This is a genomic window from Streptomyces sp. NPDC091377 (assembly GCF_044757045.1).
Classification (GTDB): Bacteria; Actinomycetota; Actinomycetes; order Streptomycetales; family Streptomycetaceae; genus Streptomyces.
Genome location: NZ_JBIVUE010000008.1, coordinates 398,617 through 423,880, shown reverse-complemented (window position 1 = coordinate 423,880; position 25,264 = coordinate 398,617). Strand labels below are relative to the sequence as shown.

At 73.4% G+C, this 25,264-nt stretch carries 25 protein-coding genes and 1 pseudogene; 13 read left to right on the top strand and 13 right to left on the bottom strand.

Annotated features, from left to right (window positions below; genetic code table 11):
• Positions 1 to 137, top strand: a pseudogene (locus ACIQNG_RS20855) (ABC transporter); the annotation flags it as partial.
• Positions 134 to 922: an ABC transporter permease gene (locus tag ACIQNG_RS20850; RefSeq protein WP_401486736.1), complete on the top strand. Its 789-nt coding sequence runs from the start codon at positions 134 to 136 to the stop codon at positions 920 to 922. The pseudogene ACIQNG_RS20855 and the gene ACIQNG_RS20850, both read left to right, overlap by 4 nt.
• A gap of 327 nt (positions 923 to 1,249) precedes the next feature.
• On the opposite strand, the gene ACIQNG_RS20845 is transcribed toward ACIQNG_RS20850, so the two are convergent.
• Complete coding sequence (locus ACIQNG_RS20845) at positions 1,250 to 1,891, bottom strand: TetR/AcrR family transcriptional regulator (protein ID WP_401486734.1); 642 nt, start codon at positions 1,889 to 1,891, stop codon at positions 1,250 to 1,252.
• Between the two features lie 140 nt (positions 1,892 to 2,031).
• On the opposite strand from ACIQNG_RS20845, the gene ACIQNG_RS20840 reads away from it, so the two are divergent.
• The 4 genes from ACIQNG_RS20840 (at position 2,032) to ACIQNG_RS20825 (ending at position 5,511) form a co-directional block, all read left to right on the top strand.
• Entirely contained in the window at positions 2,032 to 2,694 is a 663-nt protein-coding gene (locus ACIQNG_RS20840) for a CatB-related O-acetyltransferase (protein WP_401486732.1), read from the top strand.
• Between the two features lie 75 nt (positions 2,695 to 2,769).
• Positions 2,770 to 3,438 (top strand): tellurite resistance TerB family protein, encoded by a 669-nt coding sequence (locus ACIQNG_RS20835; RefSeq protein WP_401440713.1) that lies wholly within the window; start codon positions 2,770 to 2,772, stop codon positions 3,436 to 3,438.
• Positions 3,439 to 3,590: 152 nt separating this feature from the next.
• A complete protein-coding gene (locus ACIQNG_RS20830) occupies positions 3,591 to 4,421 on the top strand; it encodes an alpha/beta fold hydrolase (protein WP_401486730.1) in 831 nt (276 codons plus the stop codon).
• A gap of 265 nt (positions 4,422 to 4,686) precedes the next feature.
• Positions 4,687 to 5,511, top strand: coding sequence for a hypothetical protein (locus tag ACIQNG_RS20825; protein WP_401486728.1), 825 nt, complete (start codon positions 4,687 to 4,689; stop codon positions 5,509 to 5,511).
• A 33-nt stretch (positions 5,512 to 5,544) separates the two neighbouring features.
• Here the strand turns inward: ACIQNG_RS20825 and ACIQNG_RS20820 are convergent, their stop codons facing one another.
• Positions 5,545 to 6,435 carry a Dyp-type peroxidase gene (locus ACIQNG_RS20820; protein ID WP_401486726.1) on the bottom strand — a complete coding sequence of 297 codons (891 nt, stop codon included), beginning with the start codon at positions 6,433 to 6,435 and terminating at the stop codon, positions 5,545 to 5,547.
• Between ACIQNG_RS20820 and ACIQNG_RS20815 the strand changes: the two genes are divergently transcribed.
• The gene (locus ACIQNG_RS20815; protein ID WP_401486724.1) at positions 6,395 to 6,733 is read left to right on the top strand and encodes a hypothetical protein; all 339 of its coding nucleotides are present in this window, start codon (positions 6,395 to 6,397) and stop codon (positions 6,731 to 6,733) included. The two genes, ACIQNG_RS20820 and ACIQNG_RS20815, sit on opposite strands and share 41 nt — an antisense overlap.
• Positions 6,734 to 7,293: 560 nt before the next feature.
• On the opposite strand, the gene ACIQNG_RS20810 is transcribed toward ACIQNG_RS20815, so the two are convergent.
• Together ACIQNG_RS20810 and ACIQNG_RS20805 are read right to left on the bottom strand one after the other, a co-directional pair.
• On the bottom strand, positions 7,294 to 9,603 hold the full coding sequence (locus ACIQNG_RS20810) for a LuxR C-terminal-related transcriptional regulator (RefSeq protein WP_401486771.1): 2,310 nt from the start codon (positions 9,601 to 9,603) through the stop codon (positions 7,294 to 7,296).
• 237 nt (positions 9,604 to 9,840) lie between these two features.
• Positions 9,841 to 11,511 carry an alpha-amylase family glycosyl hydrolase gene (locus ACIQNG_RS20805; RefSeq protein WP_401486722.1) on the bottom strand — a complete coding sequence of 557 codons (1,671 nt, stop codon included), beginning with the start codon at positions 11,509 to 11,511 and terminating at the stop codon, positions 9,841 to 9,843.
• Positions 11,512 to 11,657: 146 nt separating this feature from the next.
• Here ACIQNG_RS20805 and ACIQNG_RS20800 point away from each other — a divergent pair, with 146 nt between their 5' ends.
• Positions 11,658 to 12,077, top strand: a complete 420-nt coding sequence (locus ACIQNG_RS20800; RefSeq protein ID WP_401440721.1) for a hypothetical protein — start codon at positions 11,658 to 11,660, stop codon at positions 12,075 to 12,077.
• A 45-nt stretch (positions 12,078 to 12,122) separates the two neighbouring features.
• Here the strand turns inward: ACIQNG_RS20800 and ACIQNG_RS20795 are convergent, their stop codons facing one another.
• A complete protein-coding gene (locus ACIQNG_RS20795; protein ID WP_401486721.1) occupies positions 12,123 to 13,094 on the bottom strand; it encodes a nucleoside hydrolase in 972 nt (323 codons plus the stop codon).
• Positions 13,095 to 13,553: 459 nt separating this feature from the next.
• Between ACIQNG_RS20795 and ACIQNG_RS20790 the strand changes: the two genes are divergently transcribed.
• Positions 13,554 to 14,333, top strand: coding sequence for a hypothetical protein (locus tag ACIQNG_RS20790; RefSeq protein WP_401486719.1), 780 nt, complete (start codon positions 13,554 to 13,556; stop codon positions 14,331 to 14,333).
• Between the two features lie 20 nt (positions 14,334 to 14,353).
• Here ACIQNG_RS20790 and ACIQNG_RS20785 read toward each other — a convergent pair whose 3' ends face one another.
• Entirely contained in the window at positions 14,354 to 15,703 is a 1,350-nt protein-coding gene (locus ACIQNG_RS20785) for a helix-turn-helix domain-containing protein (RefSeq protein ID WP_401440727.1), read from the bottom strand.
• Between the two features lie 165 nt (positions 15,704 to 15,868).
• Between ACIQNG_RS20785 and ACIQNG_RS20780 the strand changes: the two genes are divergently transcribed.
• Complete coding sequence (locus ACIQNG_RS20780) at positions 15,869 to 16,042, top strand: hypothetical protein (RefSeq protein WP_401440729.1); 174 nt, start codon at positions 15,869 to 15,871, stop codon at positions 16,040 to 16,042.
• Here ACIQNG_RS20780 and ACIQNG_RS20775 read toward each other — a convergent pair.
• Positions 16,020 to 16,178, bottom strand: coding sequence for a hypothetical protein (locus ACIQNG_RS20775; protein WP_401486716.1), 159 nt, complete (start codon positions 16,176 to 16,178; stop codon positions 16,020 to 16,022). The genes ACIQNG_RS20780 and ACIQNG_RS20775 overlap by 23 nt on opposite strands.
• A gap of 90 nt (positions 16,179 to 16,268) precedes the next feature.
• Between ACIQNG_RS20775 and ACIQNG_RS20770 the strand changes: the two genes are divergently transcribed.
• Together ACIQNG_RS20770 and ACIQNG_RS20765 are read left to right on the top strand one after the other, a co-directional pair.
• Positions 16,269 to 16,598, top strand: a complete 330-nt coding sequence (locus ACIQNG_RS20770) for a DUF6401 family natural product biosynthesis protein (RefSeq protein WP_401486770.1) — start codon at positions 16,269 to 16,271, stop codon at positions 16,596 to 16,598.
• Between the two features lie 134 nt (positions 16,599 to 16,732).
• The gene (locus ACIQNG_RS20765) at positions 16,733 to 17,350 is read left to right on the top strand and encodes a GNAT family N-acetyltransferase (RefSeq protein ID WP_401486714.1); all 618 of its coding nucleotides are present in this window, start codon (positions 16,733 to 16,735) and stop codon (positions 17,348 to 17,350) included.
• Positions 17,351 to 17,430: 80 nt separating this feature from the next.
• On the opposite strand, the gene ACIQNG_RS20760 is transcribed toward ACIQNG_RS20765, so the two are convergent.
• A complete protein-coding gene (locus ACIQNG_RS20760) occupies positions 17,431 to 18,285 on the bottom strand; it encodes a hypothetical protein (RefSeq protein ID WP_401486712.1) in 855 nt (284 codons plus the stop codon).
• A 262-nt stretch (positions 18,286 to 18,547) separates the two neighbouring features.
• Here ACIQNG_RS20760 and ACIQNG_RS20755 point away from each other — a divergent pair, with 262 nt between their 5' ends.
• Positions 18,548 to 20,680, top strand: coding sequence for a YncE family protein (locus ACIQNG_RS20755; RefSeq protein WP_401486710.1), 2,133 nt, complete (start codon positions 18,548 to 18,550; stop codon positions 20,678 to 20,680).
• A gap of 20 nt (positions 20,681 to 20,700) precedes the next feature.
• Here the strand turns inward: ACIQNG_RS20755 and ACIQNG_RS20750 are convergent, their stop codons facing one another.
• The 5 genes from ACIQNG_RS20750 to ACIQNG_RS20730 form a co-directional block, all read right to left on the bottom strand.
• The gene (locus ACIQNG_RS20750) at positions 20,701 to 21,774 is read right to left on the bottom strand and encodes a hypothetical protein (RefSeq protein WP_401486709.1); all 1,074 of its coding nucleotides are present in this window, start codon (positions 21,772 to 21,774) and stop codon (positions 20,701 to 20,703) included.
• 83 nt (positions 21,775 to 21,857) lie between these two features.
• On the bottom strand, positions 21,858 to 23,132 hold the full coding sequence (locus ACIQNG_RS20745) for a trans-sulfuration enzyme family protein (RefSeq protein WP_401486707.1): 1,275 nt from the start codon (positions 23,130 to 23,132) through the stop codon (positions 21,858 to 21,860).
• A gap of 279 nt (positions 23,133 to 23,411) precedes the next feature.
• The gene (locus ACIQNG_RS20740; protein ID WP_401440743.1) at positions 23,412 to 23,654 is read right to left on the bottom strand and encodes a DUF6411 family protein; all 243 of its coding nucleotides are present in this window, start codon (positions 23,652 to 23,654) and stop codon (positions 23,412 to 23,414) included.
• Between the two features lie 62 nt (positions 23,655 to 23,716).
• A complete protein-coding gene (locus tag ACIQNG_RS20735) occupies positions 23,717 to 24,550 on the bottom strand; it encodes an NAD(P)H-binding protein (protein WP_401486705.1) in 834 nt (277 codons plus the stop codon).
• Positions 24,547 to 25,167: a TetR/AcrR family transcriptional regulator gene (locus tag ACIQNG_RS20730; protein ID WP_401486703.1), complete on the bottom strand. Its 621-nt coding sequence runs from the start codon at positions 25,165 to 25,167 to the stop codon at positions 24,547 to 24,549. Before ACIQNG_RS20730 ends, ACIQNG_RS20735 begins: the two co-directional genes overlap by 4 nt.
• Between the last annotated feature and the right edge of the window lie 97 nt (positions 25,168 to 25,264).

Sequence of the window (25,264 nt, the reverse complement as noted above, 5' to 3'; positions counted from 1 at the left end):
TCCTCGACCAACTCGACACCCACCACATCGAAGCCGACGAACTCACCCTCCACACCCCCGACCTCGACGACGTCTTCTTCGCCCTCACCACCCCCCACCAGACCCGCACCGGCCACCCCAAGGAGAACGTCCGATGAGCGCCCTCTCCCTCGCCGTACGCGACTCGACCACGATGCTCCGCCGCAACCTGCTGCACATGCGCCGCTACCCGTCGATGACGCTGAACCTGCTGCTCACACCGGTCATGCTGCTCCTGCTCTTCGTCTACATCTTCGGCGACGTGATGAGCGCGGGCATCGGCGGCGGAGCCGACCGGTCGACATATCTCGCGTATCTCGTCCCCGGCATCCTGATGCTGACCATCGGCGGCACCACGATCGGCAGCGCGGTCTCCGTCTCGATGGACATGACCGAGGGCATCATCGCCCGCTTCCGCACCATGGCCATCCACCGCGGCTCGGTCCTCATCGGCCATGTCCTCGGCAGCGTCCTGCAATGCGTGATGAGTGTCGTCCTGGTCGGCGCCGTCGCCCTCGCGATCGGCTTCCGCTCCACGGACGCCACGGCCCTGGAGTGGCTCCTGGCACTGGGGCTGCTGGCCCTGGTCTCCCTGGCCCTCACCTGGATCGCGGTCGGCATGGGCCTGTCCAGCCCGAACGCCGAGGCGGCCAGCAACAACGCCCTTCCGCTGATGGTCCTGCCCCTGCTGTCCAGCGCCTTCGTGCCGGTGGACCTGATGCCGGGCTGGTTCCAGCCGATCGCCGAGTACCAGCCCTTCACCCCGGCCATCGAGACCCTGCGCGGCCTGCTCCTCGGCACCGAGATCGGCCACAACGGCTGGCTGTCCGTCGTCTGGTGCGTGGCCCTGGCCCTGCTCGGCTACGTCTGGTCCAAGTCCCTCTTCGACCGCGACCCGGCGTGACGGAAGAGCCCACAACGGTGCGGAGGCGGCCCCCACGGACCGCCTCCGCACCGTCCGTTCCCTGTGCAGGCTCGACGGCGATGAACGCCGACCGAGCGGGCCGCACTCGTCCCCACCGTCCTGTGGTGGCAGGACAGCGCCTGGCGCGGCATCGACACGGCGGCCGACCGGGGAGACCCCGTGATGCTCCGCCTCCGTGCGGCCGGGGCGGTGCGGGAGGTACGGGAGGCGTACCGGTGGGTGCGCGGGCAACGGGACGTCCTGGAAGCGGCGTTGCGCCGGCCGTGACCGCCGGTCCGCGCTGCCGCTCGCTCCCGCGCCGCCCGCTCACCCGGCGGTGGAGTCCATGAAAGCGCCCGCCCTGGCGGCCAGGGTCGCCGTTCGGGCCGCCTGGGCGGGGAGGTGGGGGTCGGGGGGTGTGCCCAGGAGTACCAGGTGGTGGTAGACGGGGGCGGTCGCGGTGATCAGGAGGGGGTGGGGGGTGGTGTGCGGGGGGAGTTCGCCGCGGTGGACCGCACGGGTGACCATGGTCTCGCAGCGGGTGTAGCGGTCCTCCCAGAGGCGTCGCTGGGCCTCGGCCGCCTGTTCCGAGCGGAAGGAGGCGGCGATCAGGGCGGGGACGACCGGCGGACGGGTCGTCAGGGCCGTCTGGATCTCCTCGTTCAGCGCGGTCAGGTCGCCTTCCAGCGAGCCGGTGTCCGGGGGCTGCCAGTCGTCGGCGCCCGCCGCGTCCAGCAGATCGGCGAGAAGTCCGCCGACGTCGCCCCAGCGCCGGTACACCGTCGCGCGGTGCACTCCGGCCCTGGCCGCCACCGCGTCCATGGTGAGTCCGTCGTAGCCGTGTTCACCGAGTTCCTCGCGTACGGCGTCCAGCACCTGGGCGCGGACGCGGGCGGTACGGCCGCCCGGGCGGCGGCGCGGGGGGTCCGGGGGAGTCGTCACTGGTGGGTCACCTCGGCGTGGCCTCATGCGATATGCGATTGCTCCGGCGGGACAGGGTATGCCAGCATTTTAAAGTAACAGTTGTCGCGTTAGTTTCCCTCGCCTCAGCTCGGCCCGGCTCGCCTCAGCTCGTCTCAGCCTGTCCTTCGGAAGGAAGTCGTTCGTCCATGTCGCCCGTTCCCTCCGCCCCCGTCCCCGTCCCCGCCGATCCGGACGTCCTCCACCCGATGCCGGAACAGCCCCGCGTGGTGCTGCTCAAGCCGCTGGTCACCTCGCCGTTGATCGAGGTCGGAGACTTCTCCTACTACGACGATCCCGACGACCCGACCGCCTTCGAGACCCGCAACGTCCTGTACCACTACGGGCCGGAGCGACTCGTCATCGGGAAGTACTGCGCGCTCGGCACGGGCGTGCGGTTCATCATGAACGGCGCCAACCACCGGATGGACGGCCCCTCCACCTTCCCCTTCCCCATCATGGGCGGCTCCTGGGCCGACCACTTCGACCTGATCACCGGTCTGGCGGGGCGCGGGGACACCGTGGTGGGCCATGACGTGTGGATCGGCCACGGGGCCATGGTGATGCCCGGGGTCCGGATCGGGCACGGGGCGATCGTCGCGTCCGGGTCGGTCGTGGTGGACGACGTCCCCGACTACGGCATCGTGGGCGGCAACCCCGCCCGTCTCCTGCGGCGCCGGTACGACGACGCCGAGGTGGCGCGGCTGCTGGCCGTCGCCTGGTGGGACTGGCCCCTCGACCACCTCACCGAGCACCTCCGTACGGTCATGTCGGGGAGCGTGGAGGAGTTGGAGCGGGCGGCGGGCAGGTGAGGGAACCTCCGGCGCGGGGCAGACGTTGACAGGTACGAAGAACGAATTGTGACGGCAGAGGCCGAGGTGGCTCGCATGGCTATGTGGGATCGGATCAAGGACCAGGCCAAGAGCCTGCAGCAGCAGGCTCAGGGGTCGAGTGGCTCCGGGCACGGACAAGGCGGGCACGGGGGACACGGCGGGCCGGGTGGATTCGGTGGGCAGGGACAGGGCCAGGGTGGCCACGGACAGGGCGGCCACGGACAGGGCGGATACCCCGGCGGGCCCGCCGCGGGCGCCGGTGCCGCCGGTGGCCGGGGCTCGTCCAAGGCCCAGTTGGTGAGCGCGCTGAAGACCCAGCTGACATCGCTCAAGACCGAGCTGAAGAGCGGCGCCTACCGCGACGCCAGCATGGCCATGGCCGCGCTGGTCGCGGCGGCCGACGGCCATGTGGACCCGGCCGAGCGGCAGCATGTCGAGGGCCTGATCCTCAACAACGACGTGCTGGCCAACTTCCCGCCGGAGCAGTTGCGCCAGCGGTTCAACAAGCATGTGGACCAGCTCGCCTTCGACTTCCCCCAGGGCAAGAACCAGGTCCTCCAGGAGATCGCCAAGGCGGGCAAGAAGCCCACGGAGGCCAGAGCGGTCGTCCAGACCGGCTTCGTGATCGCCGGCGCCGACGGCTATGTCGCCCCGGCGGAGGAGCAGGTGCTGCGCGAGGCGTGCGGCGTCCTCGGGCTGTCCCCGCAGGAGTTCGGGCTCTGACGACCCGTCCGGGGCGGTGACCGGCGCAGGTGACGGGGCGCAGCCCGAAGGGTGGGCTGCGCCGCCGGACGGTGCTCGACCTGGCGGGTTCCCGGTATCGACCGGCGGAAGGCCCCGTACCGCGCGGGGCGGGGCGGTTCTAGCGTCGGGGCATGGACGAGATCACGTTTCCGGGCGGCGACGGGCTGCCCCTGTACGCCGCCGCCGTCGGGTCCGGTCAGGTGGTCGTGCTGCTGCACGCGGGTGGGCCCGATCACCACAGCATGGTGCCGTTGGCCGAGCGGCTCGGGGACCGGTTCCGGGTCGTGCTTCCCGATCTGCGGGGCTACGGACGTTCGGTCTGCACGGACCCCGCCCGGCACACCTGGGCCCGGTACACGGACGACGTCGTACGGCTGCTGGACCACCTCGGCGCCGAGGGCGCGGCCCTCGCCGGGGCCGGTCTCGGCTCCACCGTCGCGCTGCGGGCCGCCCTCACCCACCCGGACCGCGTACGGGCCGTCGTGCTGATCGGCGTCGAGGACATCGAGGACGACGCCGCCAAGGAGGCCGAGATCGCGTTCCTCGACGCGTTCGCGGCACGGGTCGCGGCCGAGGGCATCGAGGCGGGCTGGGAGCCGATCCTCGCCGGGTTCCCGCCAGTCGTCGGGGCGATGGTGCGGGACGCGATCCCCCGTTCCGACCCGGCCAGCATCGTCGCCGCCGCGGCCATCGGCCACGACCGTTCCTTCCGCGACATCGGCGAACTGGCCGCGATCACCGCGCCGACCCTGGTCTTCCCCGGCACCGACGCCCGTCACCCCTCCGCCCTCGCCGCCGAGGTCGCCGCCACCGTCCGGGACGGGCGACTCGCCGACACCGCGATCGACGACACCCTCCACACCGCCGAGGACCTCGCCCGTGTGATCGCCCCGGCCGTCCGCGCGTTCCTCACGGCGACCGCCTCCGGACCGGACCCGGCGCCGGACACCGGCCCCGTCTGAACGACCACCTCCGCGACCGCCGCCTCTCCCCCGCAAGCGTCGTTTCGGCCGTCTTTGCGTCCGCCCACGTCGCACTCAGCGTTCCCGCCCGCTCGCCCTGCGCGCACGACGGCCGGACGGTCGGGGAATCTGCCCAGGAGCGTCACACCGGCTGCACACAGCGGTGTGGAAGCCTCGTTAGCGTTGCTGGCCGCTCGATCCCACGTGCAAACGTGCGTCAGGCCGCGGCCCGGGCCGCCGGCACGTCAACTCAGGAAGCCCGCAGATGGACTACTGCTCTTCGTGCCGACGGCATCTCAACGGCGCCCTGGTGTGCCCCGGTTGCGGCGCCTACGCGCCCGACATCGCACCCCCCGCCCACGCGGCCCCCGCCCAGGCGCCGCCCGCCCCGGAGTACACGTACGGCACCGGTCACGACACCGATCACGAGACCGGTCACGGCACCGTCCCGCCCGTCGCTCCCGCCGTCACCGCCACCGCCGTCGCCCCGACCCTCGCCCACGGCCGTGCCGCCCGGCGGCGGCAGCTCGCGCGGCTCAAGAAGAGCCAGCGGCGGGCCGTGATAGCCACCGCCGTCGCCCTGGTCGGCGGCGGACTCACCCTCTCCACGGTGGACCGGGGCGGCTCCGGCGACCGCGCCCAGGCGGCCACCGCCCCGGACCCGACCGGCACGGGCGACGGCACCCCGGAGGTCACCGAACCGTCCACCGGCCCCGGGACACCCCGGCAAGGAGCGGACGACGACCGCGCCACCCGTACGACGACGCCGAGGACGTCCGAGCCCACCCGGGCCGCCCCGCCCGACCCCGTGCGCCCGCCGGCCTCCCCGGCTCCCGGCACGGAGCGCGCCGCCGAGGCCCGGCAGGCCGCGCCCCCGGCGTCCGTGACCGCGCCCCGCCCCGGCGACGCCCCGCCCACCGACCCCGTACCGGCGGAGCCCGGTGACAGCACCGGCAACCCGGCGCCCCGGCCCACGCCACCCGCCCCGGCGCCCACGCCGCCCCCCACTGCCGGTCAGCCGGGCGGCGGCGACACCCCCGAGGACCGCGACCGGCTCTGTCTCCTGGTCATCTGCCTCGGCAGTACCTGAACCGGCCGCCGCCCGGCCGCCGCCCGGCCGCCGTCAGCCGGACTCCCGCAGGAATCCCGCCGACGGCGCGAAGAACGCCGTGCCCGTCACCGCCCGCGAGAAGTCCAGCAGGGGATCGGGGCCGGTCTCCTCCGTGCCCAGGTACATCCGCCGCAGCATCGTCTCCGGGACCTCGGGGTCACGGGCGTAGACGACGAAGTACGTGCCGAACTCGCCGTGTCCCGGGCGGCCGAAGGGCATCGCGCCGCGCAGCACCCGCAGTTCCGTGCCGTCGGGCGCGGTGAGGGTGTTGAGGTCGACATGGGAGCCGGGGGCGTCGTCCCGTTCGAGGTTGGTGAGCTTGGTGCGGCCGATGACCCGCTCCTGCTCCTCCACGGCGAGCTTCTCCCAGGCGTCCACGTCGTGCAGGTACTTCTGGACGACGACGTAGGAGCCGCCGTGGAAGGCGGGATCCTCCTCCCCGACGAGCGCGGCGTCGGCGGCGGGATCCCCCTCCGGGTTCTCGGTGCCGTCCACGAAGCCGAGGAGGTTGCGGGAGTCGAAGTACGCGAACGTCTGCGCCTCGTCCTCCACCCGGGCCGCGTCCCCGAGCCGTCGCACCAGTTCGGCGGTGAGCGCGAAGCACAGGTCGGGCCGCTGGGCCTTGATGTGGAACAGCAGGTCGCCGGGGGTGGCCGGGGCGCGGTGGCGGGGCCCGGCCAGTTCGCGGAAGGGGTGCAGCGCGGCCGGGCGCGGGACGCCGTAGAGCGGCTCCCAGGCGCGGGCGCCGATCCCGGCGACGCAGCTCAGCCGTCCTTCGGGGTGGCCGAATCCGATCGACCGGGTCAGCCCCTCCACCTCACCGAGCACCTCACGGGCGGTGTTCTCACCGCCGGGTTCCAGGGTGAGGACGAGGAAGACGGCGGCGGCAGACGGCGGGCTCACCACGGCCTGCGGCTCCCGCGACCGCCGCACCGCCCGTATTCGGGACGCCGCCGCCGACGACGACGACGCCGACGCCGACGCCGACGACTGTCGCGATGGTGGCGATGGTGGCGATGACGGCCGCGGTACCGGCGGCGCTGAGGACGATGATGAGGATGACGGCGGCAGCGGTGCCGATGGTGATGACGGTGACGGCGACGACATGGCTCCCTCTCTTTCCGGGTGCGGCCTGTCCCCGCCGCGGTGCTCACGGGCGCACCGCTTCCCGCACCCGGACACCCTGCCCGGGGTCACCTGACTCGACACCTGCTCAGGTCACCCGCCCGTCCCCGACCGGTCCCGCCACGGGCGGCGGCGCGGGTGCGGGTCGGGTGCGGGTCGGTGAGGGAGCGCGGACTCGGGGCAAGGGCCCCGGCGGCACCGGGTGCCGGACGTCGTGGGGGCTGCCCCGCCGACCAGGGGCAGCCCCGCTGTGACGCCGCCGGGGGGAGTTGTGGCGCCGGACGTCGTGCCATGACAGCCGTGGGGGTTGACCGACTGCCGATGTCCCGCGCCTCCCGTCCTCCGGGCGACTGACCCCCAGCCTGCCGTGCCGGGAGGGGCGGAACGGCCGGGAGGGGCGAAGATCGGTACACGTACCGCCCGGTCGGCGCATACGTACGTATCCCCGTATCCCCCGTATCCCCGCCCTCACATCCACCGGCCCCACGGCCCCACGGCACCGAGTCACCACGTCACCGAATCACCACGGCACCAGGTCCCTCGGGCTCAGGTCCCTCGGGCTCAGGTCCCTCGGGCTCAGGTCCCTCGGGCGCACGGCACCAGGTCCATCGGCCCGTGGTCCTCCCCTCGCGGGGGCTACGGCCCCGTCGGCGCCGGGAGTTGGGGGATCTCCGTGCGGGACGCGATGCCCAGCTTGGCCAGGATGTGCTCGACGTGGGCGTCCACGGTGCGCTTGGAGATGACGAGGCGTCCGGCGATCTCCCGGTTGGACAGGCCCTGGGCGACCAGCGCGGCGACCTCGCGTTCGCGGCGGGTGAGGGAGTCGGCGGAGCGGGCGGGCGAACGGCCGCCGGGCGGGGCGGCGGGGTCGGCCGGGGCCCTCGGGATGTCCAGGTCGGCGCGGACCGCCTCCAGCACCTCCTGGCCCGACATCCGTGCCCCGGCCTCGTGCCAGCGCTCGTAGTCGGCGGCGCCGAGCGCCTCGCGCACCGCCTTGTCCACCGCTTCCTGCTCCTCCAGCAGCCGGGGCAGCAGCGCGACCGGGTCACCGCCCAGGCGCCGGGCGTGCTGGGCGTAGCCGAGCAGCCAGCCGGCGCGGACCGGGCGCCCGCGCTCGGCGGCGCACCAGGCGAGGCCGAGACAGGCGAGCGCGGCGACCAGCACCTCACCGATCTCGCCGGACGCCTCCAGACCGTCCTGGAAGCAGCGCTCGGCCTCGGCGTGGTCGCCGCCGAGCCACAGGATCATGCCCTGGGTGCTCTGGGTGGAGGCGTAGAGCTGGCGTTCGCCCACGCCCGCGAGGTACGCGAGGCCGGTGCGGCACAGGGCGAGGGCGCCGTCGGTGTCGCCGAGGACGGCCCGCAGCAGCGCGCCCTCGTAGTGGACGACGCCGATGGCGAGGCCGTCGCCGGACTCGACGATCCGCAGCCGGTTGCGCTCCAGTTCGGCGAGGCCGCCCTCGATGTCGCCGCTGAGCGCGGCCAACGCGCCGAGGTAGGCGGCGGCCGAGCGTTCGACGCGGTCCTCGCCGATCCGGACGGCCACCTCGTGGGCCCGCGGGAAGCGGTCGAGCGCGGTCTCCGGATCGGCGGTCCACACCCCGAAGATGCCGGTCATCTGGAGGCCCCAGGCCCGCTCGACACAGTCCTGCGGGACCCGGGCGAGCCCCTTGTCGATCCAGTGCCGGCCCTCGGAGAGGGTGCCCGCCGCCCGCCAGTACGGGCCGAGCCGGGTCGCCAGCCACAGCGCGTCCACGGCCCGCGCGTCGTCGCCCGCGCAGCCGTGGGCGAGGGCGGCGCGGATGTCGGCGATCTCCTCGCGCACCGCGCGGTGCAGGGCGACCTGGGCGGGGCTGAGGAACTCGTCCCAGAAACGGGCGACGAGCCGCTCGTAGTGGGCGAAGTGCCGCTGCCTGACGCCCGCTCCGGCGTCGGGGAGCCGCTCCAGCCGGCCGGCGCCGTACTCCCGGATGGTGTCCAGCAGCCGGTACCGGCCGCCGTCCTCGCCGATCCGCTGCACGACCGACTTGTCCACCAGCCCGATCAGCGCCTCCACCACCTGCTCGGGGCCGAGTTCGGCGTCCGCGCAGATCCGTTCGGCCGCCGTCAGCTCGAAGGACCCGGCGAAGACGGACAGCCGCGCCCACAGCAGGCGTTCCTCGGGGGTGCACAGGTCGTGGGACCAGTCGATGGCCGTACGGAGGGTCTGGTGGCGGGTGAGCCGGGTGCGGCGCCCGCCGGTGAGCACCTCGAAGCGGCGGTCGAGCCGGGCGACCAGTTCGGCGAGCGGGACGGCCCGCAGGCGTACGGCGGCCAGTTCCAGGGCCAGCGGCATACCGTCGAGCCGGTCCACCAGGGCGAGGGTGCGCTCACGGTCGGCGCCGGTCCCGGCGAACCCGGCGCTGACGGCGGCGGCGCGCTGCACGAACAGGTCGGCGGCATCCTGCCGGGACAGCGGGGCGAGCGGGACACAGTGCTCGCCGGGGACGTCCAGCGGCTGGCGGCTGGTGGCCAGCACGCTCAGCCCGCCGGCCTCGCGCAGCAGGATGTCCGAGAGCATCGCGCAGCCGTCGACCAGGTGTTCGCAGGTGTCGAGGACCAGCAGCAGGCGGCGGCCCCGCAGATGTTCCACGACCGCGTCCAGCGGGCTCATCCCCGGCTGTTCGGGCAGTTCCAGGACCCCGGCGAGGGTCGCCGGGATCAGCTCCGGGTCGCGCAGCGCCGACAGTTCCACCAGCCGCACCCCGTCCGGGTACCGCCCGGCCACCGCGCCCGCCACCCGCAGCGCGGTACGGCTCTTGCCGACCCCGCCGGGGCCGACCAGTGTCACCAGTCGGGACTGCTCCAACGCGGCGCGGAGCAGCGCGATCTCCTCGCCCCGGCCGACGAAACTGGTCATCTCCACCGGCAGCTGACCGCCACGGCGCTGACCGAACCCGAACCCCATGCGACCCCCGATGCAGTCCATGCAACCATCACAGCGTAGGCATACGGACGCCGAGCGTGAATGGTGCCAGGTATGCCGGGGCGGGTGAACGTAGGGATGCGTGCGGACGCCCCGCGCCGGATCCATGAGGGCCACCAGCCACCCTCCCCCTGTCCGCCCAGGGGGAGGTAAGTGAGGAAACGGTGAATCCGGTCGGGGCCCGGGCGTGCGGCGCGTCGGGGGTGGGGGCGGGGGGCGTCAGCCGAGCCAGGCCGTGGTGTCCGGTCCCAGCCGTCCGTCCGGCGTGAGCGGCCCGCTGGTGAGCAGCACTTCGCCGGGCGGCAGGGGGACGGGCGTCGCGGACAGGTTGGTGACACAGCGCCAGCGGTCGGAGCGGGCGAAGCCCAGCACCTCGGGCGGGGTGTCCTCGGCCCAGGTCAGCGACTCGCTCTCGGTCAGCTTGCGGCGCAGACGCAGGGCGGTGCGGTACAGCTCCAGCGTGGAGCCCGCCACCCCGTCCTGCGCCGCGACGGCGTACGCCGCGAAGGACTCCGGCTGAGGCAGCCACGCCCCGCCCGTCCCGAAGCCGTACGACGGCCCGTCCGCCGTCCACGGCAGCGGGACCCGGCATCCGTCGCGCCCCTTCTGGGTCCGCCCGGTCTGCTCCCAGATCGGGTCCTGGAGCACTTCCGGGGGCAGCTCGGCGACCTCGGGCAGCCCCAGTTCCTCGCCCTGGTACAGGTACGCCGATCCCGGCAGGGCGAGCATCAGCAGGGTGGCGGCGCGGGCCCGCCGCAGCCCGGCGGCCGGGTCGAGGGCGGGCCGCCGTCCGGCGGAGAGCAGCCAGGCGCCGGTGTCCGCGCCGGGCGGCAGCATCAGGCGGGAGGTGTGCCGGACGACGTCGTGGTTGGAGAGGACCCAGGTGGCGGAGGCGCCGGCGGCGCGGGCGGTGCCGAGCGACTCGGTGACGACCTGCCGCAGGGCGGCGGTGTCCCACGGGGTCTCCAGATACTCGAAGTTGAACGCCTGGCCGAGTTCGTCGGGCAGCGCGTAGCGGACCCGGCGGGCGTGGGGTACCCATGCCTCGGCGACCGCCATGCGGGGCGGGGTGTAGGAGTCGAGGATCCGGCGCCAGTCGCGGTAGATCTCGTGGACGTCGTCACGGTCGTAGAACGGGTGGGTGCCGGGCGGCAGACGGACGAGTGCCTTCTCGTCGCTCAGCGCGGGCTCGCCCAGGTCGCGCAGCGGCTCCGCCAGGTCCTTGGCGAGGGCGTGGGCGACATCGACACGGAAGCCGTCGACGCCGCGGTCCGACCAGAAGCGCAGGGTGGTGCGGAAGTCCTCGCGGACCTCGGGGTGGCGCCAGTCGAGGTCGGGCTGTTCGGGGGTGAACAGGTGCAGGTACCACTGTCCGTCGGGGACCCGTCGCCAGGCGCTGCCGCCGAACACGGACCGCCAGTCGGTGGGCGGCAGTTCACCGTCCGGGCCGCGCCCGTCCCGGAAGACGTAGCGGGCGCGGGCGGCGGAGCCGGGACCGGCGGCGAGCGCCTCCTGGAACCACACATGCCGGTGGGAGGTGTGGTTGGGCACGATGTCCACGACGACCTTCAGCCCGAGCCGGTGTGCCTCGGCGGCCAGCGCGTCGAAGTCGTCCAGGGTGCCGAGGCGGGGGTCGACCTCCCGGTGGTCGGCGACGTCGTACCCGCCGTCGGCCAGCTCGGACGGGTAGAACGGGCTGAGCCACAGCGCGTCCACGCCGAGCCCGGCCAGATGCCCGAGCCGTGCCGTCACCCCCTTCAGATCGCCCAGCCCGTCCCCGTCGGCGTCCGCGAAACTTCGGGGGTAGACCTGGTAGACGACGGCCTGCCGCCACCAGTCGGGGCGCTGCGACGAGAGATCGGGCGGGGAGGCGTCGGGCCGTACGGTCACACGGACTCCTTCGGGACTCGGGCGGCGCGCGGGTGGGTGGGTGTGTCGTCCAGGTGTCGGCCGCCGGAACGTACCGACACTGGAGACTCTGTCCCGTTCGCCGGGTTCACGAAACGCCGGGACCCCGAAGCAGCAAGGAGCCCTGTATGGCCGAGTCACCTGGGACCGACGCCGCCACCGAGGTCGTGCGCGCCGCGTTCCGCCACTACCGCGCCCAGGACCGCGCCGCCGCATTCGCCCTCTACGCCGACGACTTCACCTTCAGCAGCCCGCAGGACGATCACATCGACAAGGCGGCCTTCTTCGCCCGCTGCTTCCCGACCGCCGACCGGTTCGACGAACAGCGGCTGCTGTACGTCGTCCCCGCCGGAGCGGCCGACGGGGAAGGGGAAGTGGGCGGGGACGGGGACGGGGAAGTGGGCGGGGACGCGGACGGGGAAGTGGTCCTCGCCTACTACGAGTACGAGTTGAGCGACGGCGGCGGCCGGTTCCGCAATGTGGAGGCGATCACCGTGCGGGACGGGCTGGTGCGGGAGGTGCGGGTGTTCTTCGGAGGACGGGTGTGAGGGGGAGGGAGGGACGGGCCGGCGGGGCGAGGGGCCGGCGCGGCCTCAGCGCAGTCCGGGAGCCACCGCCCCCAGATACAGCTCGACATAGCGCGGGACGTCGACCTCCAGCGCCACGTCCAGCAGGGTCGTTCGCCCGGTGTCACCGTGGAGTTCGGCCTCGCCGATACGGGGGCGGCGGTCCACGAGGGTCTGACCGCGACCGGGGCCGGGGGCGAGGGACACCTCCACGGGCAGCCGTCGGGTGGTGATGCCCCCGGGGTCGGCGACCGCGCAGACCGCGCCCGCGTCGCCGAGCCCGCCCGCCGGGTCGTCGCCGTCGGGGTCGGGGGCGGAGGGCCGGTGGGCGAGGAGTTCACCGGCGAGCCGCGCGCCCGGCTCCGCGTCGGCCCGCAGCCGTCGTACGACGTCTCCCGCCACCACCACCTGTGTGAACACGTCCAGCCCGTACATGGTGATCGGCACCCCGGCGGTGAGCAGGATCGCGGCGGCCTCGGGGTCGTGCCAGACGTTGAACTCGGCGACGGAGGAGGCGTTTCCGCACGCCACCGCGCCGCCCATCCACATGATCCGCTCGATGTTGCCGACCACCTCGGGGTGGCTGCGCAGCAGCAGGGCGATGTTGGTGAGCGGTGCGGTGGGGATCAGGGTGACCGGGCGCGGGGAGGCGAGGATCTCGCGGCGCAGCAGGGAGACGGCGTCCAGGTCGACGGGGGTGCGGGTGGGCACGGGCAGCCCGAGGTCGCCCATCCCGTCGTGGCCGTGCACATGGCGGGCCGAGCGCGCTTCCTCGATCAGCGGCCGGGCCGCGCCCCGCGCGACGGGGAGATCCGGGGCCCCGGCCTGTTCCAGCACGGTGAGGGTGTTGCGTACGACGCCGTCGACGTCGGTGTTCCCGGCGACACAGGTCACCGCCCGCAGATCCAGGCCCGGGTGGCGCACCGCGAACAGCAGCGCGAGGGCGTCGTCGACGCCGGTGTCACAGTCGATGATCACCGGGATGGGCTGACCGGTCACACAGGCTCCTTCACTCCGGGCCCCGGGGGCCGCATGGACGGACGGCCCCATCCTCGCCCAGACCGGCCCCGCCCCGTACGCCCGTACGCCCGGACGCCCGGACGACCGACACCGGCTGCGCAGGGGCCGCGTACGGGTCGCGTAGAGGCCGTGGACGGGCCGCGCACGGGCTACGGACCGGCTACCCCCCCTGCCCCCCTGCCCCCCTGCAACGCAGGCACGCGCAGGGCGACCACCGCAGGGAGAGTCGAGGGCGAGCGGCGCGGGAGCAACCCGGCTCACCAACCCAGCTCACCAACCCGGCTCACCAACCCGGCTCACCAACCCGGCTCACCCGGACGGGCCCCCGCGCTGGTGGGCCGGGCGCGGGGGTGGTGGCGTGGGGGTGGAACTCGCCGGGCGCGGTGGACACCGCTCGCCCGGGACCCCGTTCCGGCGCGTCCACTGGAGGCATCGCCGATGACCCGTCCCCCGGCCGTCCGTGCCCTCGTCGTCACCGTGCTGTCGGCTGCCGTCCTGGTGACGGCGGGCGGCTGCGCCTACCAGGAGACCGCGCCACCGCCGCGGTACCTGCCGGACCCCCCGAAGGCCCAGGCGCCCGCCGCCACCGCACCCGCCGCCGCACCCGCGCTCACCGAGGCCCAGGCCCAGGCCGCGCTGATCACCGAGACCGACCTGGGTGAGCCCTGGACGCCCACCCAGGGCGCGGCGACCTGGCGGGACGGCTTCCTCAAGGCGACCGCGAAGAACCCGGACTGCCGACGGCTGCTGGACGCGCTCTACGCCGATGAACTCCTCGGCGCCCCCGCCCGCGCCGCGACCGGCCTGGACGACGGCAGCGACGAGGCCCAGCTCCGCTACCAGGTCTCCACCCTGGGCCCCGAGGGCATCAACCGCGTCCTGGTCTGGCTGCGCTCCCTGCCCGGCACCTGCGCCACGTTCCCGGCCGTCGGCCCGCGCGGCGAGGAGAACACCGTCAAGGTCACCGACCTCGCCCTCCCCGAGGTCGGCGACGCGGGCCAGGGCCTGCGGGTCACCATCACCCGCGTCCCGGACACGGAGGGCGACAAACCGGCCGTCCTCACCCTCGACGTGGCCGCCGTACGCGTCGGCGACGACGTCTTCGCCCTCTCCCACGGCGGCCTCGGCGAGATCCTCCCCGAAGCCACCCGGTCGGCCGTGGAACGCGGCGCCCAACGCCTGGAGAAGGTCCGCAAGGAGGGGCGGGCCCAGGTCTGAGCGACGGCCCCGACAGTGAGTCAGAGGGGTGGCTGGGCCGGGGCCGGGCCCAGGGTGGTGGTTCCGGGGGCCGTACGGTGTCCCAGGCCCGTCCGGTACGCGTCCAGCGCCGCCTCCACCCGGCCCGTACGGCGCAGCAGATCGCCGAGGAGCCGGCACAGGTCCGCGAGGTCCCCCGCCGCCCCGGCCCGCTCCAGCAGACTCAGGGCACGGACGTAGTGCTCCTCGGCCGTCTCCGTCTCCCGGGCGTCCTCGGCGATGATGCCGAGCAGCCGGTGGGCGGCAGCGGCGTGCACGGCCCCCCGCTCGGGGGAGAGGTCGCCCAGCACCTCGTGGAGCAGCGCCGCCGCCTCCTCCGACTTGCCCCGCCGGTGCAGCACATCGGCCAGTTCGACCGCCGCCTGACTGCGGTACAGCGCCGCCCGCGTGGCCGTCAGCATCGCCAGCGCCTCCCGCAACTCCCCCTCCGCCCGCTCCAGTTCGCCGTTCTGCGCACAGATGTACCCGCGCATCCAGCGGCAGTTGGCGAGTTCGGTACGGATCTGGAGCTGCCGGTACATCTCGGCGGCCTTGGCCAGCGACGCGTCGGCCTCCGCGATCCGGCCCTCGGCGAGCAGCGTACGGGCCACCTGCCGGTGCATCCGCGCGACGAGCGCCGGGTCCCCCGCCTGCGGGGCGACCGCCAGCGCGAACTCGGCGGCCTTCGCGGCCCGCGCGTGCGCCCCCATGTCCATGTAGGGGCCGATGACACTGGCGTAGAGCAGCAGCAGCGCGTCCGGGTCGTGCAGCCCGCCCCGGTTCAGCTCGTCGAGCGCGGACTCCAGGAGGTAGACCGCGTACCGCAGTTCACCGGCGAGATAGTGGGAGACGGCCCGGCCGCGCAGGGCCGGCACCCGGGCGGGCAACGGCTGGTCGGCCTCGTCCAGCACCTGCTCGGCCCGCTCGAAGTGGCGCCGGGCCGCCACGATGTCCCCGGTGTCGAGCCCGCACTCCCCGAGCCCCAGCAGCGCCGTGGCCTGCTCGGCGCCGAGTCCGTGCGCCTCGGCCTCGGCCAGCAGCGCCGCGTACTGCTCGGCGGCCTCCTCGGCCGCGCCGGTGGCCAGTGTGCGCTGGGCCTCGGTCAGCCGCAGCCGCAGATCGGTGGCGAGCCGGGCCGGACGGCCGGTGGCCAGTTCGTCGAAGGCGATCCCGAGCCGCTCGGCGAGATGCCGCAGCGCCTCGTCCGAAGGGCGGACCCGGCCGGCCTCCAGGGTGGAGATGTACGCGGGCGTGTACGCGGGCTCGGCCAACTGCCGCTGGGTCAGCCCGCGTTCGTGCCGCAGCCGCTGCACCCTGCGCCCGATGGTCTCGGGGTCGTCCCGGTTCGCCATGCTTTTAATCATGCCAGTAAGTCCACTTATCCATGGGGCACTTGGCCATCGACGGAACGACAGGACTCTCCCTGATCCCCTTCCGGTCGCCCGTCCGGAACCTCTACGTTGGGAGACGCATTAAGGGCGCTTAACAAGCTGCTGTCACCCCCCTGCGAGGTTCCCGTGTCCGGACCCCCCTCCGCCCGCGGCGGACGTCCACCCGCCCGCTACGCCCGAGCCGTGGCCGCCGCGCTGCTGGCCGCCATGGCCCTGATCACCGCCGCGAACGCCGGCCCGGCGCGGGCCACGCCGGACGCGCCCCCGGAGGACCGGGTCACCCGGTCGGGACGTCCTTGACCTTGACCTTGACCTTGACCTTGACGGAGACCGTGGCCTTGACCTTGGCCGAGACCTTGACCTTGCCCTTGGCCGTGACAGGGCCGGTGCGGGTGCCGGTGCCGGTCACCACACCCGCGCCAGGCACCACACCCACGCCGCGGACCGTGACGTAAACCACGACAAACCCCCCTCCCTCGCCCGCCCCACGCCCACCTAACGTGGAGCGGTGCCCCCGACGTCTCCCATGCCGCCCGTGCCTCCGGTGCCCCCGCTGGCCGCGATCAGCAGCGCCTACGCGCCCCGCTTCGCGGAGTTCGCGTTCGAGCCCGCGTTCACGGCCGCCGTGGACCAGCATGTGGCCGAGCTGAGGGACCGCCTGTCACCCCCGTCGCCCGGGCTGGTCCCGCACCCCCCGCACCGCGAGGACCTCGCCGACTACGCCCTCGGCTTCCTGGACGCCCTCGCCGAACTCGACTGGCGTGAGCCGGTCGGCCACGACTACGCCGTCTGCCGGCTCACCGCGATCAGCTGGCTGGTCCGGCGCCACACGCTGCTCGCCGGCGACGACCGCTGAGGGCCACTGACAACCGCTGACGGCCACCGACGGCCACCGACGACGACTGACGCCGGCCTCCTCGACGCCCCCTCCCGGACGGCCGAACGGCACCCCACCCCACCTGCGGATTTCGTCGCGTGCAGAATGCACCTATGCCGAACACGCAGCCGAATTCCCGTACCCCGAGGACGGCCGTCGCCGAGGACGCCGACTCCATCAGCCGTTCGCTGGCCCGTGCCTTCGACGACGACCCCATGATGCGCTGGTTCTTCCCGGACGAAGCGGTGCGCGAGGCGTCGCTGAGCGAGTACTTCGCCACCCTCTTCACCCGGCAGTACGTGCGCAACGCCGTGTGCGAGCGCACCGAGTCCGCCGCGTCGTTCTGGGTGCCGCCGGAGGCGCAGGCCAAGGCCGTGCCGGACGCGGAGACCATCGCCGAGTTGCAGCGGATCCTCGGCGACCGGGCCGAGCTGTTCCGGGACGCGGTCACCGCGGCCGGCGCCCACACCCCGCAGGAGCCGCACTGGTACCTCGCGCTGATCGGCGCAGACCCGGCCGCCCAGGGCACCGGTCAGGGTGCCGCGCTGCTGCGCTCGGGCCTGGCCAAGGCCGACGCGGCGGGGCTGCCCGCCTACCTGGAGTCCTCCAAGAAGGAGAACCTCCCGTTCTACGAGCACTTCGGCTTCGCCGTGCGCCAGGAGGTGCGGCTTCCGGGCGGAGGCCCGCTGCTGTGGGCGATGTGGCGCGACCCGCGCCCGACGACGCCCTAGCGGCCACCGACTACCGGCTACCGACTACCGGCTACCGGGTACCGGCCACCGACTACCGGCCACCCCCTGGCGACTACCCGCTACTGGCCCGGCTCACCGGGCCGACCCGGATCCCCGGGCCGGTCCGTCAGCCCGCGTCCGCGCTGTTCCGTGCGCTCCCGCGCCGGCTGGTTGGTCAGCGCGTCCTGGCGGCCGGCCTGGTAGGCGCTCACGCTGCCCTTGGCGTGGGCCGACTCCCGCTCCGCCGTGGTCAGCCACCGCTCCCAGCGCTGGCGCATCGGCGCGATCATGCCGCCGCCGACGCCGACGACGAGAATGCCGGCGGCGGCGGCCAGCGCCGCGTACAGCAGCGGCTGGGTGACCGCGGTGGCGATCCCGGCCTGGCCCAGCGCGGCGATCACACCGAGGGCGAGGATGGCGGCCCAGACCAGGGTGGCGACCGTACGGCCGTACGACGTCGAGGACAGGGCGCTGGAGACGATGCCGCGCACCGCGTTGGCGATGGCCATGGCGATGACGATCAGGACGACCGCGACGATGCCGCGCGGCAGCCAGGCCACGATGCCGTTGATCATCGAGCTGACCGGGTTGGGCCCGAAGACACCGAGGGCGAGTTGCAGGGTGATCAGCAGCAGCGCGTAATACACGATCTTGCTGATGATCCCGGTCATGTCGTACTTGGAGTCCTGGAGCCGCCGGGCCGTGCCCGCGCGTTCGGAGAGTCGCTCGGAGCCGACCCGGCGCAGCACCCGGTCCAGCACCCGGGCGATCAGCTTGGATATGAGCCAGCCGACGACCAGGATCACCAGGAAGCCCACGAGCTTGGGCACGAACTGGGCGATCTTCGACCAGGCGTCGTTGAGGCCCGAGGTGATGTCGACGGCAAGGGCGGTCGGGTGTCCTGCGGCGGGCAGCGGTTCCATCAGCGGGTGCATGAACGGCTCCTTCGGGTCCGAAACCCCCTCCTACGTGCATAGCAGCGGGCCACGGCGGCAGCCCGAGGGGTACCCCCACCCGGGTGATGTCAGGGCCATGCCCTACGCTTCGGTCACCCGCTGTGCACCGGCCGTCCAGAGGTCCTTCACAGAACGGATCCGGCCTCGCCGTGCCGCGGCGTCCCTTTTCTTCACTTCTCCGCGTATGTCTTGCCGTCCACCGCAAGGCATCCGGCTTTCGTTCCGGGGGGTTCGAATCCACGTGCGTTCCCGCACTCTTCCCACCGCCACCGCGCTGGCGGTGCTGTTCAGCTCGGCCGTGCTCGCCACCGCCGTACCGGCCGTCGCCGACACCGACCGGCCGATCGCCGTCCAGGACACGGACGACACCGTCGTGGACGGTGTCCACCAGCGGATCTACTTCAGCGACCGCTACCAGAACCGGATCGTCGTCACCGACTACTCCGGCAAGGCCGTCCGGGTCCTCACCGATCTGCCGCAGGTCCGTGACCTGGAGCTGAGCGCCGACTCCGGCACCCTGTACGCGGCGGTCCAAGGCGCCGACAAGATCGTGGCGTTCGACACCGCGACCTACGCCAGGACCGCCGAGTACCCGACCGGCACCGGCACCCGGCCGTCCCGCCTCGCCCACAGCGCGGGCACGATCTGGTTCGGCTACGGCGACCAGTGGGACTCGGGCCTCGGGGCGGTCGACCTCGCGCCGGCCACCCCCGAGACACCGGCCACCCCCGAGACACCGACCACCCCCGAGGCCCCGGCCGAACCGGAGACACCCACCACACCCGAGACACCCACCACACCCGAGGCACTCACCACACCCGAGGCACTCACCACACCCGAGGCACCTGAGGCACCTGACGCGTCCGCCGCGGCCGACCCCGTCGTCCGGCTCGATCTCGCCGCCGGTTTCGACTGGTCCAGCCCGCCCATGCTGTACACCGACCCCGACAACCCGGACACGCTGGTCGCGCTCGACGGCGGGATCAGCTCGGCGCCCCTCGTCGTCTACGACATCTCCACCGGCACCCCGGCCGTCCGCGTCAGCGCCCAGAAGGGCGGGTTCTACGACGACGCCGCCCTGACCCCCGACGGACAGTCGGTCGTCGTCGCGGGCCCCGGCAACCGCGCCCTGACCGAGTACCGCCTCTCCGACCTGGCCCAGGTGCGCAGCTACCCGGTCAAGGACGAGCCGCTGACGGTGAGCGTCGCCGCCGACGGCACGGTCGCCGCCACCGTCCGGGACACGGACGACATCGGTGACACCTACGTCTTCAGCGGTGGCGCCGACCAGCCCGCCAGCGTGCGCAATCTGTCGAGCGGCTGGATGCCGGGGTGGGGCCACACCCTGTCCTGGTCGCCGGACGGCGCCAAGCTGTTCGCCCTCTCCGGGTCCGGCGACTCCACCCGCTTCCATGCGATGGACGAGCCCCGCAAGTACCCGGCCACGATGACGGTCAACGCCCCGGCGAACGCGACCCGCGCCAAGTCGCTCACCGTGTCCGGCACGCTGAACTCGGCGCTGAAGCTGCCCGCGGGCACCCCCCTCACCGTCACCCGTACCGACCTGGACTCCCCGAACGGGAAGTCGCTGGGTTCCAAGTCCCTGGGCTCCGGCGGGAAGTTCACCTTCACCGACACCCCGCCGGCCGGCGGCAAGGTGACGTACACCGTGAAGTACGCGGGCGACGGCACCCACACCCCGGTCACCGCCAAGGACACCGTCGAGGTCTCGCGCGCCAAGCCGACGCTGAAGCTGAACAACAACGGCAAGGTGTACGCGTACGGCGCCGACGTGAAGTTCACCGCGCACCTCGGGTCGACGTACAAGAACCGCAAGGTGGAGATCTGGGCCGACCCCTTCGGCTCGGACAAGCCGAACAAGCTGGTGAAGTCCGGCACGGTCAACTCCAGCGGCAACCTCTCCGTCACCCTCGACCTCAAGCGGGACGCCAAGGTCACCGCGAAGTTCGCGGGCGACTCGCGCTATCAGCCCCGGTCGGTCAGCAGCACGGTCGGCGCGCGGGTGAAGGTCTCGACGACCATCAGCGGCCACTACAAGACCAAGTCGTCCTGGGGTCAGAAGTACCACTACATCAGCAAGAACAAGGACCCGAAGTTCACGACCACCATGACGGCCCACCCCGGCCGCCAGCACCGGCTCCAGATGGAGTTCTCCTACAACGGCAGGTGGCACGACGCCGGGACCCAGTACTTCCCGCTCGGCTCCGCCGGCATCTCCAAGGTGACCCTTCAGGGCCCGCACGAGCCCGGCTGGCGGATGCGGGTGCGCTCCTCGTACTACAACAGCACCTCCGGCGACACCGTGAACTCCACGACGCACGGCTCCTGGAAGTACTTCATCTTCACCGGCTGAGCCGACCGTGAGGACCGCCGTCAGGTCGACTGCAACTGTTCGAGCTGACGGCGTACGTGGTCCAGGGCGCCCGCGCGGCGCCCCGGCACCCGGCCGCGCAACTCCGCGAGCGCGGGCCCGAGTTGCCGGGCCCGCGCCCGGTCACCGATCCGGCCCCACTGGTGGTGCGCCCGGTCCACGGCCGCCTCCACGGCGGGCGTGTCCGGCGACTGCCCCACCGCGAGCCGCGCGAGGGCCACCGCCATCCAGGTCCGGCAACTGCGCTCCGGGTCCCCGGCCATCATCGCCAGATCCGCGCGCACCTCGGACCAGTGCAACGCCTCGTCCGACCCCCGCCCGTGCGTCTGTACGGCCGTCTGCTCCCACCGCGCCGCCAGCGCGTCCGCGTCCCCGTGCCGCCCGGCCCGTACGGCGTCGGCGAGCGCGGTGTGCGGATCGGGCCCGGCGAACCCGGCGGGCGCGGACGTACCGAGCACGAGCCCGACCCCGGCCGCCCCGTCCTCGTCGGCGATCCGGGCCAGCGCCTGCTGGTGCAACTGCCCGACCGGCGGCCGGTGTCCGCTGCGCAGCAGCGTGGCGATCGCCTTCATGTACGACGGCTGCGCGACCGTACGCCGGCCCGGTGGCGGCGCGATCCTCCCGTACACGGCGTGTCCGTGCCCCGAGTCGAGCGGCTGGGCGCGCAGATGGTTCCAGCACTCGGCGTCGGCGTGCAGATCGAGCAGGAGGGTGGTGCTGCCGGGCGGGCGCAGCCGCAGTTCCTCCCGGAACCAGTGCCAGGGGAACGCCGTGTAGCGGGCGGTCGCCGGGGTGGTGCGGGCCAGCGCGAGATGGGGGAGCCGTTGTTTGCGGTCGAGTTGGAGCTGACCGACGACGAACACGGTGAGCGCCTCGGGGGCGGCGGCAGCGGCCCGCAGCCGGGTCAGCACCGCCTGCGGCTCCAACGGGTCGGCCAGTTCCACGACATGCGCGGAGTCGGCCCCCGCGAGCACGCCCGGCGGAACGGCCGACAGGACCGGCAGCACCCCCGCCGCGTCCACCAACCGCCCACGCCCCACCGGCGCGCCGGCAATCAGCAGCACGGTCCCAGCCATGTGGCCCTCCTCGACAATCACGTCCCTGAACGGTAGCGCTCCGCCGCTCGGGGGTGCCGTCGAGGAGAGTGAGGGGGCGGTGGTCACGAGGCAGGGGAGCCCGGAGAGTGAGGGGCGGGAGGGGCTGGAGGGGTGGGGGGTGCGGGAGGGGCAGGGGTGGGCGGTGTGGCGCCGGTGGAGGCGGCGTCGGCCGCGGCGAGGGCGTCGGTGACCAGGTCAGCCGTGTCCTCGGTGCCGGCGGCCAGCCGGATCAGGCCGGGCGGGATCGCACCGGCGAACTGGTCCTGGTCGAGCATGCCCCGCCACAGGGACGCGGGATGCACGGCCAGGGTCTCCACCCCGCCGAGGCTGGCCGCGCGGCGGGCGTAGCGCAGCCGGCCGAGGAACGCGTCGGCCGTCTCGAAGCCGTCGGCGAACTCGATGCCGAGGACCCCGCCGAAGCCGCTCATCTGCTGTGCCGCCAGCCGGTGCTGCGGGTGGGACGGCAGCCCGGGGTAGTGCACCCGGCGTACCGCGGGATGCTGGTGCAGGGCCTCCGCGAGGGCCTGGCCGTTGTCGTTGTGCCGGGGCACGCGCAGCGCCAGGGTCCGCAGACCGCGCAGCAGCAGCCACGCGTCGAACGGGCCGAGGACGGCACCGGTGAGCAGGCCGACGTCCCAGATCCGGTCCAGGAGTCCGGCCGGGCCGGCCAGCACTCCGGCGGAGACGTCGGCGTGACCGTTGAGGTACTTGGTCGCGCTGTGCCAGACCAGATCGATACCGAAGTCCGCCGGGCGCTGGTTCAGCGGGGTGGCGAAGGTGTTGTCGGCCAGGGTCAGTACGTCGTGCGCGCGGGCCAGGTCGGCGACGGCCCGCAGGTCGGTGATCTGGAGCAGCGGATTGCTCGGCGACTCCACCAGGATCAGGCGGGTCCGCGAGGTCAGCGCCTGTTCGAAGGCGGCCGGGTCGGTCTGGTCCACCAGGGTGGTCGTCACGCCGAGCCGGGGCAGCAGGTTCAGCAGGACCGACGCCGTACCGCCGTAGGTGGACCGCTGCCCGATGACATGGTCACCGCTGGACACCAGTGCCAGCACGGCCGTGGTCAGCGCGGCCATGCCGGACGCGGTGACCATGGCCGCCTCGGTCCCCTCCAGTTCCGCGACGACGGCGGCGACCTGGGCGTGGTTCGGATTGCCGAAGCGGGTGTAGAAGTCCTGCCCGCGCCGCTCGACGGCGGCCCGGGTGAACGTCTCCGCGTCGGGGGCCGAGAAGGCCGCCGTCTGGTAGATGGGCGGTGCCACGGCATGACCGGGAGGGACCTCGTGATCGGCGAGGACGGTGCGATCGGCGTGGACGGTGACGGTGCTGCTGCCCGGCATGGCTGCCCCTTTGCGTGTTCCCGCTGCGTGTTCCGTCGGTACGACGCCGTCAAGCGTCGCCGACGGACCCGTCGCAGCGGACGGACCTCCGCGACATTGGCAGCATGTTGCACCTGATCGCGGTCTGCTGATCACGGCCCACCCGATCCGAAGGGCAGCCACTCGGCGGGTCAGTCACTCGGCAGAGACAGTCGCTGGGCGGAGACAGTCGCTGGGCGGAGACAGTCACTCGGCGGAGACAGTCACTCGGCGGAGACAGTCACTCGGCGGGGCAGTCGCTCAGAAGGGCATCCGGCCGCGGGCCCTTCGACCGGCCGACCCGGATCGGCCGACCGCCCGCGAACTGGAACGGAACGGCTTGCTGAACAGCCGCCCGAGCAGCCCGGGCGCCTTCCCGCCCGCACGGGCACCGGTCCCCAGCAGTCGCTGGGTGCCGTTCTGGGGGTGCCTGGACAGCCGCGGCAGAAGAAACGCGAGGACGAGCAGTACCGCGCACACGGCGATGATTCCTACAGCCACCACGATGCACTCACTCCTCTCATTGGGTTCTCCCCGCCTTCCCCGACCCGGCCGGCCCATGCCTCCTAGGCCGAGGACATGTCGCCGATGAAGTCCGTCAGGGTCCGTGGCCTGCGGCCCAGCGCCTTCTCCGTGTCCGGGGTCACTGCCGCCGCCAGGCCCTGCTCGATCGTCGCGAACAGCGTGCTGAGGGTGTCCACATACTCCGGGTGCCAGCCCAGGGCCCGGGCGGTGGCGCGGAACTCGGAGTCCGTGACCGGCTCGTAGGCGGTGAGCGGGATCCCGGTGGGACGGCAGGCGGCGGCCACGGCGGCCAGGGTCAGGGACTCGGGCCCGGTGAGCGCGTACTCCCGCCCGCAGTCCTCGTCCAGCAGCGCCCCGACGGCCACGGCGGCGATGTCACGGGTGTCGATGAAACTGACCGCGGCGTCGGCGACCGGCAGCCGCAGCACCCCGTCTCCCGCGTCGGCCAGCACCCGCAGGGGGCCTTCGGTGAGGTTCTGGAAGAACCAGTTGGGCCGCAGGACCGTCCACGGCACCCCGCACCCCTGGAGGTGCCGTTCCACCGCGCGCTGTTCGACCTCCGCCGGGGCGTACTCCATCCCGAGCGCGGTCATCAGCACCACCCGGGAGACCCCGGCGTCCCGCGCGAGATCGAGGAACCCGCACACACCCGCGCCGAGTCCGACGACCGAGCGGTGTCCGTCGTCGCCCCCGGGGACGACGAGGAACACCGACTCCACACCGTCCAGCGCGGCCGGCCAGGTCGCCGGGTCCGCCCAGTTGAGCGGGACGGCGGCCCGCCGTGAGCCGGGGCGTATCGGCACCCCCCGGGCGGTGAGCAGCTCGGCCACCTGACGGCCGACCTTGCCGTGCGCTCCGGTCACCAGCACTGTCATGGGTTCCTCCCCAGGGCGTAGGCGAGTTGGGCCAGCACGACCTCGCGGTAGGCGCGGTCCGTGGAGGCCCGGTGGTCCAGTACGACGGGGTAGAGCAGACCGTCCATCGCGGCCACCGCCACATCGACGATCGCGGCGGCCTCGAAGCGGGGAGTGAAGGCGCCCGAGCCGACCCCGGCCCGTACCGCCTCGGCGAACGGCTCCCGGTACCGGGTGGCCAGCACCCCGGCGTGCTCGCACAGTTCGGCGTCGTGCGCGGCGGCCGTCCAGAACTCCATCAGCGTCCGCCAGACGGGCACCTCGGTGGCCAGCCCCCGCTCCACCAGCGCGACGAGCCGCTCCCAGGGGTCCGTGCGCCCCGCCGCCAGTTCCCGCAGCGCGGCCACCTCGCCGGAGGTGGACCGCTGGAGCGCCTCGATCAGCATGTCCTCCCGGGATCCGAAGTAGCCCTGGAGGGTGCTCACGGCCACCCCGGTCGCCTGCGAGACGTCGGAGAACCGGGTGCCCGCGTAGCCCCGGCCGGCCAGCACCTCCACCACCTGGTCGAGAACCAGGGCCCGCCGGGCGCCACCGGCCCTCCGGGTACGCGTCGGTCCGGTCGCTCGCTCAGTACTCATGGCCGTACCGTATCACCATACGGTAACTCGGTACGAGAAAAAGGCGTCGCGCCCCCGGGCGGCAGCGGTTAGCCTCCGAGGCTTCCGGCCGGACGCG

What these genes read in the sequence shown, in the direction of transcription:
- ACIQNG_RS20850 (WP_401486736.1), top strand. Translation starts at nt 134, where the DNA reads ATGAGCGCCCTCTCCCTCGCCGTACGCGACTCGACCACGATGCTCCGC.
- ACIQNG_RS20845 (WP_401486734.1), bottom strand. Translation starts at nt 1,891, where the DNA reads ATGAGGCCACGCCGAGGTGACCCACCAGTGACGACTCCCCCGGACCCC.
- ACIQNG_RS20840 (WP_401486732.1), top strand. Translation starts at nt 2,032, where the DNA reads ATGTCGCCCGTTCCCTCCGCCCCCGTCCCCGTCCCCGCCGATCCGGAC.
- ACIQNG_RS20835 (WP_401440713.1), top strand. Translation starts at nt 2,770, where the DNA reads ATGGCTATGTGGGATCGGATCAAGGACCAGGCCAAGAGCCTGCAGCAG.
- ACIQNG_RS20830 (WP_401486730.1), top strand. Translation starts at nt 3,591, where the DNA reads ATGGACGAGATCACGTTTCCGGGCGGCGACGGGCTGCCCCTGTACGCC.
- ACIQNG_RS20825 (WP_401486728.1), top strand. Translation starts at nt 4,687, where the DNA reads ATGGACTACTGCTCTTCGTGCCGACGGCATCTCAACGGCGCCCTGGTG.
- ACIQNG_RS20810 (WP_401486771.1), bottom strand. Translation starts at nt 9,603, where the DNA reads ATGGGGTTCGGGTTCGGTCAGCGCCGTGGCGGTCAGCTGCCGGTGGAG.
- ACIQNG_RS20800 (WP_401440721.1), top strand. Translation starts at nt 11,658, where the DNA reads ATGGCCGAGTCACCTGGGACCGACGCCGCCACCGAGGTCGTGCGCGCC.
- ACIQNG_RS20790 (WP_401486719.1), top strand. Translation starts at nt 13,554, where the DNA reads ATGACCCGTCCCCCGGCCGTCCGTGCCCTCGTCGTCACCGTGCTGTCG.
- ACIQNG_RS20785 (WP_401440727.1), bottom strand. Translation starts at nt 15,703, where the DNA reads ATGGCGAACCGGGACGACCCCGAGACCATCGGGCGCAGGGTGCAGCGG.
- ACIQNG_RS20770 (WP_401486770.1), top strand. Translation starts at nt 16,269, where the DNA reads ATGCCGCCCGTGCCTCCGGTGCCCCCGCTGGCCGCGATCAGCAGCGCC.
- ACIQNG_RS20765 (WP_401486714.1), top strand. Translation starts at nt 16,733, where the DNA reads ATGCCGAACACGCAGCCGAATTCCCGTACCCCGAGGACGGCCGTCGCC.
- ACIQNG_RS20760 (WP_401486712.1), bottom strand. Translation starts at nt 18,285, where the DNA reads ATGCACCCGCTGATGGAACCGCTGCCCGCCGCAGGACACCCGACCGCC.
- ACIQNG_RS20750 (WP_401486709.1), bottom strand. Translation starts at nt 21,774, where the DNA reads ATGGCTGGGACCGTGCTGCTGATTGCCGGCGCGCCGGTGGGGCGTGGG.
- ACIQNG_RS20745 (WP_401486707.1), bottom strand. Translation starts at nt 23,132, where the DNA reads ATGCCGGGCAGCAGCACCGTCACCGTCCACGCCGATCGCACCGTCCTC.
- ACIQNG_RS20735 (WP_401486705.1), bottom strand. Translation starts at nt 24,550, where the DNA reads ATGACAGTGCTGGTGACCGGAGCGCACGGCAAGGTCGGCCGTCAGGTG.
- ACIQNG_RS20730 (WP_401486703.1), bottom strand. Translation starts at nt 25,167, where the DNA reads ATGAGTACTGAGCGAGCGACCGGACCGACGCGTACCCGGAGGGCCGGT.